Origin of the sequence: Nocardia sp. NRRL WC-3656, assembly GCF_000720265.1 — a bacterium.
In the GTDB taxonomy this organism is placed as follows: Bacteria; Actinomycetota; Actinomycetes; order Mycobacteriales; family Mycobacteriaceae; genus Nocardia; species Nocardia nova.
On record NZ_JOJF01000007.1, the window covers coordinates 225,497 to 242,286 of the forward strand.

Annotated in this window: 16 protein-coding genes and 1 pseudogene; 6 read left to right on the forward strand and 11 right to left on the reverse strand. The window is 67.8% G+C overall.

From position 1 onward, the window contains the following. Positions 1-13: 13 nt before the first annotated feature. The 3 genes from IG65_RS0112400 to ybaK form a co-directional block, all read right to left on the reverse strand. On the reverse strand, positions 14-1,705 hold the full coding sequence (locus IG65_RS0112400) for an MDR family MFS transporter (protein WP_081879438.1): 1,692 nt from the start codon (positions 1,703-1,705) through the stop codon (positions 14-16). A 77-nt stretch (positions 1,706-1,782) separates the two neighbouring features. Next, the gene (locus tag IG65_RS34630) at positions 1,783-2,283 is read right to left on the reverse strand and encodes a MarR family winged helix-turn-helix transcriptional regulator (protein WP_051755802.1); all 501 of its coding nucleotides are present in this window, start codon (positions 2,281-2,283) and stop codon (positions 1,783-1,785) included. Positions 2,284-2,423: 140 nt separating this feature from the next. Next, positions 2,424-2,921 (reverse strand): Cys-tRNA(Pro) deacylase, encoded by a 498-nt coding sequence (gene ybaK / locus IG65_RS0112410; RefSeq protein ID WP_197039823.1) that lies wholly within the window; start codon positions 2,919-2,921, stop codon positions 2,424-2,426. 471 nt (positions 2,922-3,392) lie between these two features. Here ybaK and IG65_RS34635 point away from each other — a divergent pair, with 471 nt between their 5' ends. Beyond that, entirely contained in the window at positions 3,393-4,007 is a 615-nt protein-coding gene (locus IG65_RS34635; protein WP_036504644.1) for a sigma-70 family RNA polymerase sigma factor, read from the forward strand. Positions 4,008-4,051: 44 nt separating this feature from the next. Next, positions 4,052-4,318 (forward strand): mycothiol system anti-sigma-R factor, encoded by a 267-nt coding sequence (gene rsrA / locus IG65_RS0112420; RefSeq protein ID WP_030515050.1) that lies wholly within the window; start codon positions 4,052-4,054, stop codon positions 4,316-4,318. A 105-nt stretch (positions 4,319-4,423) separates the two neighbouring features. Here the strand turns inward: rsrA and IG65_RS39775 are convergent, their stop codons facing one another. After that, complete coding sequence (locus IG65_RS39775) at positions 4,424-4,498, reverse strand: 50S ribosomal protein bL37 (RefSeq protein ID WP_369801531.1); 75 nt, start codon at positions 4,496-4,498, stop codon at positions 4,424-4,426. Positions 4,499-4,701: 203 nt separating this feature from the next. On the opposite strand from IG65_RS39775, the gene IG65_RS0112425 reads away from it, so the two are divergent. Together IG65_RS0112425 and IG65_RS0112430 are read left to right on the forward strand one after the other, a co-directional pair. Next, on the forward strand, positions 4,702-5,352 hold the full coding sequence (locus IG65_RS0112425; protein ID WP_156055565.1) for a TetR/AcrR family transcriptional regulator: 651 nt from the start codon (positions 4,702-4,704) through the stop codon (positions 5,350-5,352). Positions 5,353-5,482: 130 nt separating this feature from the next. Beyond that, a complete protein-coding gene (locus tag IG65_RS0112430) occupies positions 5,483-6,844 on the forward strand; it encodes an NAD(P)/FAD-dependent oxidoreductase (protein WP_030515052.1) in 1,362 nt (453 codons plus the stop codon). A gap of 19 nt (positions 6,845-6,863) precedes the next feature. Here the strand turns inward: IG65_RS0112430 and tsaA are convergent, their stop codons facing one another. The 3 genes from tsaA to IG65_RS0112445 form a co-directional block, all read right to left on the reverse strand. Further along, complete coding sequence (gene tsaA, locus IG65_RS0112435; protein WP_030515053.1) at positions 6,864-7,277, reverse strand: tRNA (N6-threonylcarbamoyladenosine(37)-N6)-methyltransferase TrmO; 414 nt, start codon at positions 7,275-7,277, stop codon at positions 6,864-6,866. A 78-nt stretch (positions 7,278-7,355) separates the two neighbouring features. Continuing rightward, positions 7,356-8,315, reverse strand: a complete 960-nt coding sequence (locus tag IG65_RS0112440) for an AraC family transcriptional regulator (RefSeq protein ID WP_030515054.1) — start codon at positions 8,313-8,315, stop codon at positions 7,356-7,358. Between the two features lie 207 nt (positions 8,316-8,522). Further along, positions 8,523-8,948, reverse strand: a complete 426-nt coding sequence (locus IG65_RS0112445; protein ID WP_030515055.1) for a MarR family winged helix-turn-helix transcriptional regulator — start codon at positions 8,946-8,948, stop codon at positions 8,523-8,525. Positions 8,949-9,060: 112 nt separating this feature from the next. Here IG65_RS0112445 and IG65_RS0112450 point away from each other — a divergent pair, with 112 nt between their 5' ends. Beyond that, complete coding sequence (locus tag IG65_RS0112450) at positions 9,061-10,188, forward strand: NADH:flavin oxidoreductase (RefSeq protein ID WP_030515056.1); 1,128 nt, start codon at positions 9,061-9,063, stop codon at positions 10,186-10,188. Positions 10,189-10,239: 51 nt separating this feature from the next. Here IG65_RS0112450 and IG65_RS0112455 read toward each other — a convergent pair whose 3' ends face one another. Beyond that, the gene (locus IG65_RS0112455) at positions 10,240-11,727 is read right to left on the reverse strand and encodes a long-chain fatty acid--CoA ligase (RefSeq protein ID WP_030515057.1); all 1,488 of its coding nucleotides are present in this window, start codon (positions 11,725-11,727) and stop codon (positions 10,240-10,242) included. Positions 11,728-11,844: 117 nt separating this feature from the next. Here IG65_RS0112455 and IG65_RS0112460 point away from each other — a divergent pair, with 117 nt between their 5' ends. After that, positions 11,845-13,080 carry a CdaR family transcriptional regulator gene (locus IG65_RS0112460; RefSeq protein ID WP_051755806.1) on the forward strand — a complete coding sequence of 412 codons (1,236 nt, stop codon included), beginning with the start codon at positions 11,845-11,847 and terminating at the stop codon, positions 13,078-13,080. Positions 13,081-13,112: 32 nt separating this feature from the next. Here IG65_RS0112460 and IG65_RS36790 read toward each other — a convergent pair. The 3 genes and pseudogenes from IG65_RS36790 to IG65_RS0112475 form a co-directional block, all read right to left on the reverse strand. Continuing rightward, a pseudogene (locus IG65_RS36790) lies at positions 13,113-13,301 on the reverse strand (response regulator transcription factor); the annotation flags it as partial. A 123-nt stretch (positions 13,302-13,424) separates the two neighbouring features. Then, positions 13,425-14,216, reverse strand: coding sequence for a S9 family peptidase (locus tag IG65_RS0112470; protein WP_030515060.1), 792 nt, complete (start codon positions 14,214-14,216; stop codon positions 13,425-13,427). Positions 14,217-14,245: 29 nt separating this feature from the next. After that, a partial coding sequence (locus IG65_RS0112475) for a tryptophan 2,3-dioxygenase family protein (protein WP_231509169.1) occupies positions 14,246-16,790 on the reverse strand: 2,545 nt, incomplete at its 5' end.

Consider the following 16,790-nt stretch of genomic DNA (forward strand, 5'->3'; position numbering starts at 1 on the left):
GCGTGTCCGAGGCTCAGGTCCGGGCCGGTGCCTCCGCGGCGCGGGTCGCCGGCGGTTCGGCGTCGGACTCGGCTGAGGCCTGGGCCGCAACGGTTCCGGCGGCATCGGCTACCCCGGTCGACTCCGCACTGGCCTGTAATCCGCCCGCGGTGCGCAGCGGCACCTCCTTCCAGAACACCACCAGCAACAGCGCGATCCCGGCGACGGCGGTGACGGCGAGGAATACGGTGTCCATCGAATCGGCGAAGCCGACCTGGAACGGGCGGGCCAGCGTCGGATTCAACTGCTGGATCACCGAACTGTCGCTCATCACCTGTCCGGCCGCCGAGACATCGTGGGACAGCAAACCTTTCGACAGCGCCGCATCGGCGGGATTGCCGCTGTGCGCACCGGCGATCACGGCCTGCTGATAGGCCGGTTGTGTTGCCGCGCTGTGCAATTCGTCGCTGATATGCGGCGTCAGCTGGGCGAACAGAATGGACAGGAAGACCGCCACGCCCAGGGTCCCGCCGATCTGCCGGAAGAAGGTGGCCGCGGCCGTGGACACGCCCATATCCTTCGGCGGCAGGGCATTCTGCAAGGCCAGCGTGAGTGGCTGCATGAGGTTGCCCAGGCCGAGTCCGGCGATCGCCATGAAGATCATCACCAGCCACAGCGGGCTGTCGGCGCCGATCAGATGCAGCAGGAACAGCCCGAGCGTCAGCAGGCCGGCACCGATCAGCGGGAAGACGCGATAGCGGCCGGTGCGGGAGATGGTCTGGCCCGCGATCACCGAGGCCGTCATCATGCCGAGCACCATGGGCAGCATCTGCAGGCCGGCGACGGTCGGACTCGATCCGCGCACCACCTGCAGATACTGCGGCAGCAGGGAGATCCCGCCGAACATGCCGGCGCCCACCACGAACGAGATGACCACGCCCAGGGCGAACGTCGAATTCTTGAACATCCGCAGCGGAATCAGCGCCAGATCGCCGAGTTTCGCCTCGACCGCGATGAAGCCCAGTACGCCGGCCGCGCCGATCAGATAGCAGGCGATGGCATCCGCGCTGCCCCAGCCCCATTCCCGGCCCTGCTCGGCCACCACCAGCAGCGGGACGATGCCCACCGCGAGCATCAGCACGCCCCACCAGTCGATCCGCACCCCGGGATGCGGGCGGCGCGGCAGCTGCAGGACCTTGGTGACCACGGCGAAGGCGAGCAGCCCGATCGGCACGTTCACCAGGAACACCCAGCGCCAGCCGTCGATGCCGAGAATGGCCGGCTGACCTGCGAACAGGCCGCCCAGCACGGGCCCCACGACACTCGAGGTGCCGAAGACGGCCAGGAAGTAGCCCTGATAGCGGGCGCGCTCCCGCGGCGAGACGATATCTCCCATGATGGTCAGCGCCAGCGACATCAGCCCGCCCGCCCCCAGTCCCTGGAATGCGCGGAAGGCGGCCAGCTCGTACATCGACTGGGCCATGGTGCACAGCAGCGACCCGGCGACGAAGATGGCGATCGCCGCCAGATAGAAGGGCTTGCGCCCGAACATATCCGACAGCTTCCCGTACAGCGGCGTGCTGAGGGTCGCGGTGATGAGATAGGCGGTGGTGACCCACGCCTGCAGCGAATAGCCGCTGAGATCGTCGGAAATGGTGCGGATGGCCGTGGACACGATCGTCTGGTCCAGGGAGGCCAGCAGCATGCCGAGGATCAGGCCGCTCATGATCACCAGCACCTGCCGGTGGGTGAAACCCGCGGCGTTCGGTGCGGTGCCGGCCGCGGCCGGGGTGGTGGTTGTGGTCACGAATTCTTCTCCGTCGCAGGGCCTTCCGTGGGGGAGGGGAGGGTGAGTATCGCCGGTCGCGCGGCTTCGTAGTCGTCGACGAAGCGGTGCAGCAGGACCGCGAACAGCTCGCGGTCGGGGTCGTTCCAGTCGGTCAGGATGCGCCGGATCATCTCGTTGCGCCGCACGCGCAGGTGGGCGGCCATTTCCTTGCCGGCGTCGGTGACGATCAGGACGCTGGCGCGGCCGTCGCTGGGATCGGCCTCGCGGCGCAACAGGCCGCGCTTGACCAGGGCCGCCACCTGGCGGCTGATCGTGGACGCGTCGGAGTACATCGCCTCGGCCAGCGAGCCGGAGCGCATCGGGCCGTCGCAGAGCAGGCGGAAGATGATGCGGTAGGCCGAGAGATCGATATCGCCGTGCGATGCCGCTGCCACCTGGGCGTTGGTCCGCTCCCGGATCCGCCCCAGGCGAATCAGCTGCTGGGCGATCTGATCGATCACCTGCTCGCTGTCCATGTCGGACCTCCGTTTCCACCCGATCGGCCGCACACCGGGCCGAAAACTACTTGCATCAATCAACTATTTGTATACACCAACTAGTTGTTACACACAAATATTTCCGACGAGGGTGGTCGGATCTCGACGAATGCGAGAAATCAGGCGATGACGGGCGCTGTGACCGCGCCGGTCAACCGGATCAACTCGGCGGGCGCGAGTTCGATCTCGAGGCCGCGCTTCCCGGCGCTCACGAGGATGCGATCCCAGCTCAGGGCGGATTCGTCCACCACAGTGGGAAGTGCGCGCTTCTGCCCCAGCGGCGACACCCCGCCCAGGACGTAACCGGTGACGCGCTGGGCCTTCGCCTTGTCGGCCATGGCCGCCTTGGGCGCGCCCAGAGCCGCGGCCGCCGCCTTCAACGACAGCGAGTGCGGAACCGGGAGCACCGCGACCGCGGGGGTACCGGTCGACAGTTCGATGATCAGCGTCTTGAAGATCTGAGCGGCCGTCACACCCACCCGCTGCGACAGGGCGGTGACGGCCTCGTCGCCGTAGGAATCGCTGCGCGGATCGTGGGGATAGGAATGCACCGCATGGGGCACCTTCGCCTGGGTCAGTGCCCGGATCGCGGGTGTCGATGCGGCCATGCCGGCCACCCTAGCGGCGCCGGTTCATCCCCGGCAATCGCGTTTCGCCGGGTGTGACGCGGCCGTGGGAACACAGTGGAGGCCCCGCATGTTGCACTGTTCCGCCAGCACAGCGCAGCTGCCTTCGCAGCCGCTCGAGATCGGAAAAGTTCGAAGGAGATGCCGGTGACCGTCCTCGTCGACGAACGCCCGGTAACGACCGGCGACCCGCTGTCGTACCCGCTGATCGACATCATGATCCCGGACACCGGGTTCGATCGGCGACCCTCCCGCGCGGTAGATTCAGATGCTACGGCGACCGAAGGGACTTCCGTGACGAGCGACGACGAACTGGCGGCCGATCGCCCCCGCGGTGACACCGCGGGCGGTTCCCGACCGGAGGATATCGAGATCCCCGACGATCCGGTGGACGACGACCTCACGTCCGAGGATTCCGACGCTCGCGACGCCGAGGACGCGGACAGCGACGACGATTCGACCGTGCGCTCCACGGCCGACGAAGCCGAACTCGCGCGGCGCTTCGAGCGGGACGCGCTGCCGCTGCTGGATCAGCTCTACGGTGCGGCCCTGCGGATGACCCGCAACCCAGCCGACGCCGAGGATCTGGTGCAGGAGACCTTCGCCAAGGCCTATCAGGGTTTCCGGTCCTTCCGGGAGGGCACCAACCTGCGGGCCTGGCTGTATCGGATCCTGACCAACACCTACATCAACTCGTATCGCAAGAAGCAGCGCCAGCCCGCGCAGTACCCCACCGACGAGATCACCGACTGGCAGCTCGCCGCGACGGCCGAGCACACCTCCACCGGTCTGCGCTCGGCGGAGATGGAGGCGCTGGAGGCGCTGCCCGACGACGACATCAAGGCGGCACTGCAGTCGCTACCGGAGGAATTCCGGATGGCGGTGTACTACGCCGACGTGGAGGGCTTCCCCTACAAGGAGATTGCCGACATCATGGGGACTCCGATCGGCACCGTCATGTCCCGGCTGCACCGCGGGCGCAAACAGCTCAAGGGGCTGTTGGCCGATGTCGCGCACGAGCGGGGGTTCGACCGGAACCGAACGGGCAACGGGGCGCGTCAGGAGGTAACCCAGTGAGCACCAGTGGGCACGAGCACGAGGATCGGGGCGCCGGGGACGAGATGGAACTGGACTGTTCCGCGGTTCTCACCGACGTCTGGCTGATTCTCGACGGTGAATGCGACGATGCCACGCGGGCGCGATTGCAGCACCACATGGACCATTGCTCGCCGTGTATCGAGGCATACGGCCTGGAGGAGAAGCTCAAGCGCCTGCTGAGCCGCAAATGCGGTGGGGACCGTGCGCCCGAATCGCTGCGCGAGCGGCTCACTCTCGACATCCGGCGCTCGATCACCGTCACCGAAACCCGGGTCGAACGCGAGTCCTGACCGGAAACGCGAATGCGGCACGCCATCCGTGATGGCGTGCCGCATTGTCGTCTTCAGCAGTGCACCGAGTCCGCTGGGCGGTCCCGGGGCGCACGGCGCAACGGCTCAGGAGTTGGGCCGCTTGCCGTGGTTGGCCGCATTCTTACGGCGGCTGCGCTTCTTACGCCCACGCTTACCCATCGGTATCTCCCTTCTGACCACACCAGGCTGGGGTGAACCCGCCTCAGGTGCGAGTTCCTGGGAGGAAAGGTTACATGCGTCCGCCGCCCACCCGGCAATCGGCCGGTGAGCGACCCGAATGCGGCACGCGGTAATCCGCCGATCGTGCGGGCGGCGGTTGTGGCGGACCCGGGCGTCGGTACCGTGAGCGGAGGAGGTGCCAGGTGGACAGACAGATGACGCAGGCCAGGCAGCGGCGTCGGCGGGTGATCCTGGCCGCGGCGGCGGGTTTGTTCGCCGCGTGTGGGTATCGGGCCGCGGGCATGGAGGAGATCGCCTGCCGGGCCGGGATCAGCAAGCCGGTCCTGTACAAGTCGTTCTCGAGCAAGCTGGAACTGTATCTGGCCGTTCTGCACGAGGCGATGCAGGAACTGGAGGAGACGCTCACCGCCGCACTCGAACCCGCCGAGGGCATGCGATCGATCGTGGAGGCGTCGGTAGCAGCGGTGTTCGACTTCGCCGACACCCGGCCACGCAGTGCGGCTCTGCTGGCCGGCGCCGCCGTGGCCGACGAACCGTCGGCGCAACGCATCGCCCATCAAGCCGCCACCATCTGTATCGACACGCTCGCCCAGGCGCTGGCACCGCATCCGCTACCGCGCGCCGAGCACGGCTGGCTGATCACGGCCGAGCTGGTCGCCATCGCTCAGTCGTGTGCGCGGGACTGGGTGGCCACCGGCAAACCCCTGCCCAAACACGAGGCCATCGCCACGACCGCCAGCCTGTGCTGGACCGGACTCGCCGGCGTGCAATTGGCACCGAAGCATTCGGCCCGCGACGCCGGCCAGTTCCCGGTTCCGGACGCCACGGCATAGCGGGCGAACCACCGGCAACTGTCCGGCGCCGCTGATGTCTTGCGCCGATTCGACTTTCGCCGCTGCCACCGCATCGGCCCGGCCGCCGAACGCGACCCGCGTCTTCGGTCGCGATCAGTAGAGTGAATTCGTGAGTCCCGCGAAGATCGTGATCATCGGCGGTGGTTTCTCCGGCGTCGAATGTGCCCGTTACCTGGAACGTCATCTCAGTTCCGACGAAGCGTTCATCCAACTCGTGACACCGGATGCGGGGCTGCTCTATCTGCCGCTGCTGCCGCAGGTCGCCTCGGGTGTGCTGAATCCGCGGTCGATCACGGTGTCGCTGCGGAGGGTGTTGCGCCGTACCGAGGTGGTGCCGGGGATGGCGATCGGGGTACATCCGGATACCCGGCAGGTCGTGGTGCGCGGATCCGCGGGCGCCGACAGCGCTCTCGACTACGACCATCTGGTGCTGGTGCCGGGCAGCATCACTCGCGTCCTCGATGTGCCCGGACTGGACGAGTACGGATTCGGGATGAAGACGCTCGCCGAGGCGATGTTCCTGCGTGACCACGTCCTGCAGCAGTTGGACGTCGCCGCCGTGCGCGGCGGCGAGGAGGAGGACCGGGAGCGGCTGAACTTCGTCACCATCGGCGCCGGTTACGCCGGTACCGAGACCGCGGCGGTGCTCAACAAGGTCACCCGGGCCGCCGCGCGCCGGTATTTCCCGAAGCTGGAATCCGGCATGGTGCGCTGGCATCTGGTCACCCACGGCGATCGGATCATGCCCGAACTCGGGCAGCGACTGGGGGAACAGGCCGAACGGAATCTGGCCGAACGCGGCATCGAACTGATCACCGGCACGTCGGCGAAAGAGGTTACCGCCCACGGGGTTCAGCTCACCAACGGCCGGTTCATCCCGACGCGGACGGTGCTGTGGACCGCCGGTGTGGTCCCCAGCCCTCTCGCCGGACACCTCGGTGCGGCGACGGAGAAGGGCCGCATCGTCGCGGCAGCCGATTTCACCGTACCGGGGCTCACCGGTGTATGGGCCTGCGGCGATGCGGCCGCGGTACCCGACCTGACCGCCGGTGCGGGCGTGGTGTGCGCTCCCACCGCGCAGCACGCCATGCGGCAGGGACGTCACCTCGGCAAGAATCTGGTGGCGGCGCTTCGTGGCGAGCGGCCGACGCCGTACCGGCACCAGGACCTCGGGTTGGTGGTCGACCTCGGCGGCGCCGATGCGGTGGCGCGTCCGCTGAAGATCGGATTGCGCGGCATCCCAGCACAATTCGTCACGCGCGGCTATCACCTGATGGCGCTGCGCACCCTCGTCGCCCGGGCCCGGGTGGCCTTCGACTGGACCGTGCACGGCCTCAGCGGCGACGACTTCCTCCGTATCGGCTACGGCGACTACAACACTCATACGATCGGCGGTTTCGAGCAGACCGGATGCTATCTACCGGCCGAGGAAGTCCCGCGGACCTTGAAAGCGCTCTGCGACAACGACTGACAGCAGGGCGTATCTCCTCTCACCGGTTCGCCGCGGACGCCGCGAGCACGGGCTTGATGTCGAGGACCGGGGTGCCGTCGAAGGCTTCCAGGTGGGCGACGCGGATGCGGGCGCCGGCGATGGAGAGGATCCGGACCTCGTGCAGCCCGATCGGGTTCGGGCGATGTGGTGCGCGCGTGCTGAACACCCCGCTGAGCGGACGGCTCGTGTCACCACGGGGATGGAGAGTCAGGGTGTCCCGGTCGGCGCGGTCGAGCCAGGTCAGCAGAACCAGGTCCATCCCGGGCTCGAGGCCCTCCAGCGCCTCGGCGTAGCGGTCGTCGAGCACGATCCAGGCCGGCGGGGCGCCTTCGTCGGGCTGGCGCGGTGCGGTAGCGAGGTCCGTGAGTTCGGATTCGACGGATCCGATCGGGCGCAGCAGATAGTCGGTCACCGCCCCAGTGTGATACCTCAACCCTGCTGCAGGTCAAGGGTTTCGGGTGACGACACGGCTTGCACCGGCGGGACTCCGCTACGACCCGTACAGCTCGGCGCGCATCTGCTCCGGGCTCCGGCCGTACCGGCGCTGGAAGGCTTCGCGGAAACGGCGTGTGGTGGTGAACCCGGTGTGGTGCGCGACCGTGTCCATGTCCACCGGCAGGGGAGACGACAAGCGCTGCCGCGCACGGTCGAGACGAATCGTGCGCAACAGTGCCGCCGGGGCCAGACCGGTCGCCTCGGTGAGGGCGCTGTGCAGCGTCCGGCGGGAGCAACCGCACAGGCCGGCGACAGCGTCCGGGGTCAGTCTGCTGTCGCCGCAGTGTATTTCCATGATCTCGCGCGCGCGGGCAGCCAGATTCGCGTATTTGCCGCCCGCCGCGACGTGGGTGTGATCGTGGTTGAGCGCACCGTCGAGCAGTACGAGGGCGCTGGAGTACGCGACCGCGAAATCCACTGCGGTCCAGTCTCCGTGACCGGCGTGAAGCTCCCCGATCTGGCGCACCAGCGATCGCACCAAGGGCCGCCGTCCGTCGAGTGCGAGGGGAGCGTTCCTGGCGCGGGAGAGATCCACCGACGTCTCCGGGACGGTCATGATCAGCGCTCGCAGCGGCTCGTCCTGACGCATCACCAGCGGCGCACCCCACTGGAAGAATGCCAATGTGCCGGGAGCGACGACTTCCGCGGAATCACCCTGCGCGAACTTGAATTCCCCGCGCAGCGGTAGCAGCAACCGGTAGCTGTCGTCGCCGTCGCTGCGCACATCTCGTCCGGTGCGGCGGTAGTGCACGGGATCGGAATCGAAGCGCACGATCTGCATCCGGCCGACTCGCTGCGCGGTGGTCGACCAGGTGAAGTCGTCGGCGTCGTCGCCGAACGCCAATCCCACCGACCCTTGCCGGCTCCGCAGGTAGTGGTGCCAGTACTCCATCCGCTCGGCGAGTGTCTCGGCGGATGCCGACGATTCCTCCTCCCACTGATACTCCGAATCCAAGAGAAGTTCCCTTTCGCGCGGCCGGCCGAAGAACGGCTTCAAGCTACAGCTCCGGCCTGAGCGCGGATCTCCCCTCCTGCTTGCGGATCCGCGATCAGTGTGCCCGCCGCGACCACCCCTGGGCGCACGAAAAACGTTAGACGCCAACACTTCCGATTTCTGGCAAGTTCACGGCGCATTCTGGCAAGAAGCCGGTTCTGTTGGGCGTCAGGGCTGGACGAAAGCCTGTTCCAGGAGCGTGTACAGGTGGGCTCGGTCCTCGTCGCCGAGCCTGCTCAGGCCTTCCCGGGTCCGGTGCATCGTCGCGCGGATCGCGTCGACCGCGCGCTCGCCCTCGGAGGTGATGACCAGATTCGTCACGCGACGGTCGGATGCGCTGGCCTCCCGTCGCACGAGACCCCGCTTCTCCAGCCGGTCGATGATCCCGGTGACGTTGGACGCGTCGCACGCCAATATCTCGGCCAGGGTGCGCATCGCGGCGGGACCCCGGCGCAGCACCGTCAAGGTCTTGCCCTGGCTCGCCGTGAGGTTCTCACTCGCCGCGGCGGCCGTGAAGTCGCTGTAATAGACGCCCAGCGACACCGAGAGCAGCTCCATGAGCTGGGCTGTGTCGATGTGCTGAACCTCTGCCATGCAATTCATCCTACGTCCCGAAACTTGACCATCTCAACTATTCACCCCTACCGTGGAAATTGCTTGAGGTTATCAACCATCAAAGTTGTCAAGTTTCTACGAGGAGCAACCCGTGCCCGTCACCGCGTCCGACGTCTCCCGCGCAGCGGAGATCCTGTCCCGGCCCGTGTCCCTGAACGGCCTGACCATCCCCAACCGCATCGTGATGGCGCCGATGACGCGCATGTTCTCCCCGGGCGGCATTCCCGGCGACGACGTGCGGTCCTACTACGCGCGCCGGGCCGCCGCCGGTGTCGGTCTGATCGTTACCGAGGGGACCTACGTCGGCCACGCGTCGGCCGGTCAGAGCGATCGGGTACCGCGGTTCCACGGTGCCGAGCAGTTGGCGGGCTGGGCGAAGGTCGCCGCGGACGTGCACGCGGCGGGCGGCACGATCGTGCCGCAACTGTGGCACATCGGCATGGTCCGCAACCACGGCGAACAGCCCTACCCCGAGGCCCCGGCCATGGGCCCCTCCGGCATCCGCGTCGACGGTACCGAGGGGACCGGTGAGGCGATGACGCAGCGCGACCTGGACGACGTCGTCGCCGCCTTCGCCGAGGCTGCCGCGGCCGCCGAGCGCATCGGTTTCGACGGGGTCGAACTGCACGGCGCCCACGGCTACCTGATCGACCAGTTCCTGTGGGCGCGCACGAACCGCCGTACCGATGCCTACGGTGGAGATCCCTTGGCGCGCACCAGGTTCGCGACCGAGATCGTCGCCGCGGTCCGCGCGGCCGTGTCGCCCGGCTTCCCGGTGATCTTCCGCTTCTCGCAGTGGAAGCAGGAGGCCTACGACGCGCGGCTCGCCGAGACCCCGCAGGAGCTCGACGCGATCCTGGCGCCGCTGGCCGCCGCCGGTGTCGATGCCTTCCACGCCTCCACCCGCCGCTACTGGCTCCCGGAGTTCGAGGGCTCGGACCTGAACCTGGCCGGGTGGACCAAGAAGCTCACCGGCAAACCCACCATCACCGTCGGCTCGGTCGGTCTCGACGGCGACTTCCTCCACGCCTTCACGGGCCGCGGCGCCGAACTCGGCAGCCTCGACAACCTCCTGGACCGCCTGGAACGCGACGAGTTCGACCTGGTCGCCGTCGGCCGGGCCCTGCTGCAGGACCCGGAATGGGCGGCCAAGGTGCTGGGCGGCCGGATCGACGAACTGAAGGCCTACGATGCGGCCGCGCTGAAGACCCTGAGCTAGGACGACACCGAGCCGGGAGTCTCCCTCGCCTCGGGGCCGCCGAGCTCGTCCTCACAATCCTTGCGGGACAACGATTTCGCGTTTGAGGATCTTGCCTGTCGGCCCCTTGGGCAGGGCATCGACCAGCCACACCTGGCGTGGATACTTGTAGGCCGCCACGCGGGCCTTGACGTAGTCGCGCACGTCGTCGGCGGTCGCTTCGGCACCCGGCACGAGCGCGACCACGGCGGCTACTTCCTCACCGTGGGTCTCGTGGGGCACGCCGAGCACCGCGGCTTCGAGGACGGCCGGATGTTCGTAGAGGACCTCTTCGATCTCGCGCGGGTAGACGTTGAAACCGCCCCGGATGATCAGGTCCTTCTTGCGGTCGAGGATGTAGAAGTAGCCGTCCGCGTCCTGTTTCGCCATATCGCCGGTGTGGAACCAGCCGTCCCTGATCGCCTCGGCGGTAGCCGTGGGGCGAGCCCAGTAGCCGCTCATGACATTGTGGCCGCGGATGGCGATCTCGCCGGCCTCACCGAGCGCGACGTCGTTGCCGTCGGTATCGACGACCCGCATCTGCACGCCCTCGATCGGGGTGCCGATCGACCCGGGCCGCGCGGCGCCGACACGATTGAACGAGGCGACCGGCGAGGTCTCCGACAGTCCGTACCCTTCGAGGACGGGAACGCCGAATCGCTCTTCGAATCCCCGCAGCACCTCGACCGGGAGCGCGGCGCCACCGGACAGGCACAGCCGCAACGTCGCGGTGTCGGCGATGCCGGGGCCCGCGCCGAGCATGGCGACGTACATCGTCGGCACGCCTTCGAAGATCGTGACGCCGTCGCGTTCGATCGCCTTCAGCACCAGCTCCGGGGCGAAGCGCGGGACCAGTGTGATGGTGGCTCCGCTGAGCACGGCGACGTTGAGGCAGCACGTCTGCCCGAATGCGTGGAACAGGGGCAGGCAGCCCATGATCACGTCGTCCGGGGTGGCGGTGAGCAATGTGCGTGCTGCGACCGCGGCATTGGCCCGCAGGTTGGCGTGGGTCAGTTGCGCGCCTTTGGGGGTGCCGGTCGTGCCCGAGGTGTAGAGCAGCACCGCGGTGTCCTCGTCGTCGCGGACCGTCACTTCCGGCGAGTCCGGCCACGATGCGAACTCGGTCGCGGCATCGTCGGCGACGGTGAGAACGCGCACCTCCGTCTGCGCCGCCCCGGCGGTGGCCTCCGGGACGGCGGTATGCCACGCGAAGAGGATCCGGGCGCCCGAGTCGGCGAGGTGATGCCGGACTTCGCGTTCCTTCAGGAGGGGATTCATCGGCACCGCGATCAGGCCGGCCCGCAGGATGCCGTAGTAGACGATCGGGAACGCGGTGACATTGGGCAGCATCATCGCGACTCGGTCACCGGGCTGCGCGCCCAGGTCGCGCAGCCGCCCGGCCACGCGGGCGCTCAGATCGTCGAACGCGGCGTAGGTCAGGAGCTGATCGTCGAGGCGGACCGCGGCACGGTCCGGAAACTGACCGGCGGCGTCCTTGAGGTTGATGGCGAGGTTGGTCACGTCGACAATCGTCTGCACCCGACAGCGCCGGGCCCATATGGCGGGCGACAGTGGACGGCCGGGAAATCTGTGCCCGGCGATATTCTCGCCGGACCCGCATGGCCGTAGCCTCGCATCGTGCCCCGCAGCGTTCCCGATTCCTTGATCGTGCCGATAGCGAACGGCCTGACCGGGCGGCTCGACGAGCTGACCGACGACCTGGTCGACCGCATCGTCGAGGAGATCGAGATCTACCGTGAGCCGGGCGTGGTGCCGCGCGCGGAACTGCGCCGGTCGACCCGATCGAACCTCGAGTACATGCTGCACCGGCTGGCGCACGGCCGGACGCTGGAGCTTCGGGCACCGCGTTCGACCGGCCGCGAGCGTGCCGGTCAAGGGGCGCCGCTGCCCGAGGTATTGCGTGCTTTCCGGCTCGGATCCGCGTTCCTCTGGCAGCGACTGCTCGATTCCGCCCGTGCCTCGGGGCAGTGTTCGCTCGATGCCTTGCTCAACGTCGCCACCGACATCTGGGCCATGGCCGACGACTATTCGACCGCGCTCACCGAGTCCTACCGCGCCGCGGTCGGCGAGGCCATGATTCTCGCGGATCGGCGGCGTTCGGCGCTGGTCGCGGCGCTGCTGAACGGTCCTTCCGACGAGAACCACACCGCCTGGGAAATCGCGAAGTTGCTCGATATGCCTTATGACGGTTCATTTCTCGTCGTCGTCGCCGAGACACCCGAGCTCGGCCGGCCCGCGCTGCCCGGACTCGAGGAGCGACTGCGCGCACTCGATGTGGCCTCCGCGTGGCGGACCGGGCCGGAACACGAGATCGTCATCCTGTCCTGCGGGCGGCGCCGCACCGACGAAATTCGTTCGCTGGTAGCCAAATTCGCGTCCGCTCGCGTCGGGATGAGTCCGCCGTACAGCCGGCTCGACCGGACACCGCGCGCACTGCGATTCGCGAAAATCGCAGTGGAAACGTTCGAACCCGATGCCACCGGCGTACGGCAGCTACCCGACACCCCCATGGCCGAACTCGTGATGGGCAACCTCGACACGACTCGCCGTTTCGTCAGGCGGGTCCTGGGTCGCGTGCTCACGATGGCCGACGACGATCGCAGTACCTTGCTCACGACGGCGGAGGCGTGGCTGAATGCTCGCTCCTCCGCTGCCGAGGCCGGGCGCGTGCTGTACTGCCACGAGAACACCGTCCGCTATCGCATGCGCCGGCTCGAGGAGCGTCTGGACGGCGAACTCGACGACCCGGCGACCGTCGCCGAGCTGGCGGCCGCGTTGCAGGCGATACGCACCTTCCCCGAACTGGGCGCTCGCCTGACTCCCGACCCCCACGAGGAGACGAATCACCCGTGAGCCGCCGATGGGCAGCGGCTGACGTGGTCTGTTCACACCCGCGGTTGCCCGGCGACCCATGCGGCGATCTGGGCGCGTGAGGTGAAGCCGAGTTTGGTCAGGATATGTTCGACATGGCCTTCCGCGGTGCGTTGCGAAATCACCAGCCTGGCGGCGATCGCCTTGTTGGTCCATCCCTGGGCGACGAGGTCGGCGACCTGGCGTTCTCGCTTGGTCAGTTGCCGGTCCGAATGTGCTGTCGGCCCGGCGGTTTCGGATCCCCGTGACAGTTCGGGCGGCCGAACCGACGCTGCGGCTTCCGGGTTGCGAATACGGAGCTGATCAGATGGTGTGGGTGGCGAGCTTCAGCGCGCCAAATCCATGACCGCCGCGCGACAGGCCTCCCACGCCGAGGACGTGACGTCGATGAGTGCGTAGTGGTCGGTGCCCGGGAGCACCAGTAGCCGGGAGTCGTCCCCGGCCTGTCGGGCTGTGGCGACGAACCGCTGCGACTGGCTGAGTGGCACGTCGTCATCAGCGGTGCCGTGCACGCACATCGAGGGGACGCCCATCGGAAGTAGTGCGCTGGGACAAGCCAGGGAGCGGGCCGCGGGGTCGTCGGCCCAGGCGCCCAGGAAGTTTCGGATGGCTCCGGAGCCCAGGTCCTCCTTCAGCGCGAGCTCGAGGTCCAAAACTCCTGCCTGGCTGACGAACCCGGTCAGCGGTACAAGGGGCGAGGCTCCGGGAGAATCGGCGGGCAGCGATCCTCGACCGGCCAGCCAGCCGGCCAGCTGACCTCCCGCCGAATGCCCGATCGCGACGACTCGTGACAGGTCGAGACTGCCGACTTCCAGGTTCCGGCCGATCGCGGCGAGCCGGTCGACAGCGGCGGCAACGTCGAGACAGGTGGCCGGCCAACCACCGCCGCCGCGGTCCGGGTCGCCGCCCACCCTCCGGTATTCGATGTTCCAGGCGGCGAAGCCGTGTCGTGCCAGATCCTCGGCCGGCTCGGAGGTCAGGTCGGCACCGTAGGCCGTTCGCCAGAATCCGCCGTGGATGACCACGGCAACGGGCCATCGGCCGGGGCCGTCGGGAAGGCTGAGCGTGCCGTGCTGGCTCGGGTGGGTGCCGTAGCGCACCAACGAACGTGTCGGCATTCCTCACCTCTCAGAGCGACCAGCGAGTCCTACGACGGCCGCGAAGAATCACTCAAGCGATCGATCAGGAAGCCGAGCCCGGCAGTGCCCCCGGTGCCCCGGCTGTTGCCGATGAAGCGGCGGACGACGTCCAGGTGGTTCAGTCGCCAGCGCGTGAGGCCGGCGATGAATACATCGAGCTGCGCGCCCAGATAGCGGCGCTGCCGGCGGTGGGTGCTGTCGTCGTCGTGCCGGTCGGCCACGATCTCCAGCAGAGCTGCCACGGGAGCGTGGCGAACGCCGGCCAGCAAGGTCGCCAACTGGTCCGACTGTGCCGCGCTCACTCCCTGCAATCGAGGCCGGAACTGCTGGAAGGCGTCCACCGCGAGATGCTGTAGGGCGCTCTCTGTCGTCAGCATCAGTTCGAGCACCGCATTGGCACGCTTCAACCGATCGACCGCGTTGTCGAACTCCTCCAGACTGGCGGACTGCAGCGCGAGCTCGAGGTCGAGCAGGATCTGCGAAACCCACAGTTCGGAGGTCTGGTGGACGACCAGGAAGTACCTCTCGTCGCTCCAAGCAAAACGGTCGTCGCCCGCGAACAACGGCTGCACAGCGCCGAGCAGCTCGTCGAGGTGAAGGTAGTCCGCGTAGCTGAGGCGCTTTTTCCCGGGCTTGTTCTCGGCCTTCTTCTCGGCATCGACGTGCTGACTCTGCTGCGCGGGAGCGGTATCGGAAGGAGTCGACGTGGTCCCACCTTGTCGCACATACGCGCAGATACCACCGAGGGCTTCGAACCACAGCCGGCTGAGCTCCGTCATCGCCGCGCGATCGAGCTTGGATGGCGCCCATGTCCACTGGGCGTGCAGGCGCGGGCCGCTGTCGCTGTCGACGGTGACCGCATTGACGGCCGCGGTGTGTGCCAGTGGCATTGCGCGACCGGCGTTGCCGTTGTCGGTGAACAACGAACCCCAATAGCCGAGCCGCCAGACATCACCCTCGGCCGAAGCGTCGAGCACCGGCACGCCCAGGCGCCCCAGATAGTTGAATCCGATCGGCGGGTCGGAGCCGCCCAGGTCGACATCGGCGTTCAGATAGCGCAGCAGACCGTAGGTCACTGGGTTCGGGACCGTACGAAGTTGCTCCTCGGCGTCACGGATCACCGCCCCCAGCGCTGTCTCGCCGGCCGCTACCTGCGCCCACGAGAGCCCACCCACCGCCAGCGACACCGGGTATTTGGTCGTGAACCATCCCACGGTGCGCGACAGGTCGACATCGGGGGCCAGCTCCTCCTCGCGCCCGTGGCCCTCGACGTCGATGCCGATCGGTGTGCTGCCGCTGTTCGAAAACTCCGTCCACGCCAAGGCGAACGCGATCAGCAGGATCTCGTGTACCCCGGCATGGAACGCCGCCGGCACCTCACCGAGGATCGTGCGGGTGGTTTCGGCGTCCAGCGACACCTCCATGTGCTCAGCGGTGGCGAACGTATCCTCGGGCTGCACCGGCGGGATCGCGGCGGGGATCGCCGCCACCTTCCTCCAAGCGGCCGCCTGCCCGGCGATTTCCGGGCGGTGCGCGTACTCGGCCAGCAGCGATGCCCACCGGGCGAACGACGTCCCGGCTGTCGGCAACGTGACCTGCTGCCCCGCACGGTGTTGCGCCCAGGCGGTGTTGAGGTCGTCCAGCAGAATTCGCCACGAGACCACGTCGACGGCCAGATGGTTCACTACCAGCACCAACTGGCGGGTGGACGCAACCCACAGCGCGCTGAGCATCACCCCGGCGGCCGGATTCAACCGAGATTGCGCCTTCGTCAGCTCCTCATCGGACAACTCGTCGACCGCTTGCAGACAAGCGCTCGCATCCACCGACCCCGCCTCGGGCACCCGCAGCGACCACTCACCGGCGCCGTCGTCGACGCGGAGCCGCAGCATGGCATGCCGATCCAGCAAGGCCTGCACCATCACCACCACGTCGGTCTCGGTGACCTCCGCGGGCGCCTGCAACAACGCCATCAGATTGAACTGCTCGATCGGGCCGTGAACACTGTGCAGCCAGCGCATGATCGGGGTCGCGACCACCTGCCCGACGCCGTCGTCGATCGGGCCGTCGGCACTGCCGGCCACCTCCGCCACCTCGGCCAGGCGGGCAACGGTCTGCTCGACGAAGATATCGCGCGGCCTGAACACGAGACCGGCGGTTCGGGCCCGCGCCACCACCTGCATCGACGAAATGCTGTCTCCGCCGAGGTCGAAGAACGAGTCGTCGATGCCGACGTGGTCGAGTCCGAGTGTGTGGGCGTAGATGGTGGTGAGGATTTCTTCTGTGGGATTGGTGGGGGCACGGTATTTGCCGGTGGTGTATTCGGGTGCCGGGAGGGCGCGGGTGTCGAGTTTGCCGTTGACGGTCAGCGGTAGTGCGGGAAGTGTCATGATTGCGGCGGGGATCATGTAGGTGGGGAGTTGTCGGGTGAGTCGGTTGCGTATTTCGGTGGGATTTGCGGTGCCGGTGATGTAGGCGACGAGGCGTTTGTCTCCGGGGTGGTCTTCGCGGGCGATGACGGCTGCTTGTTCGATGCCGTCGAGTTGTGTTAGC

Excerpts from the sequence above, each read along its gene's own strand:
- IG65_RS0112400 (WP_081879438.1), bottom strand. The coding sequence starts at position 1,705 with ATGAGCGGCCTGATCCTCGGCATGCTGCTGGCCTCCCTGGACCAGACG.
- IG65_RS0112470 (WP_030515060.1), bottom strand. The coding sequence starts at position 14,216 with ATGCCGACACGTTCGTTGGTGCGCTACGGCACCCACCCGAGCCAGCAC.
- IG65_RS0112445 (WP_030515055.1), bottom strand. The coding sequence starts at position 8,948 with ATGGCAGAGGTTCAGCACATCGACACAGCCCAGCTCATGGAGCTGCTC.
- rsrA (WP_030515050.1), top strand. The coding sequence starts at position 4,052 with ATGGAACTGGACTGTTCCGCGGTTCTCACCGACGTCTGGCTGATTCTC.
- IG65_RS34630 (WP_051755802.1), bottom strand. The coding sequence starts at position 2,283 with ATGGACAGCGAGCAGGTGATCGATCAGATCGCCCAGCAGCTGATTCGC.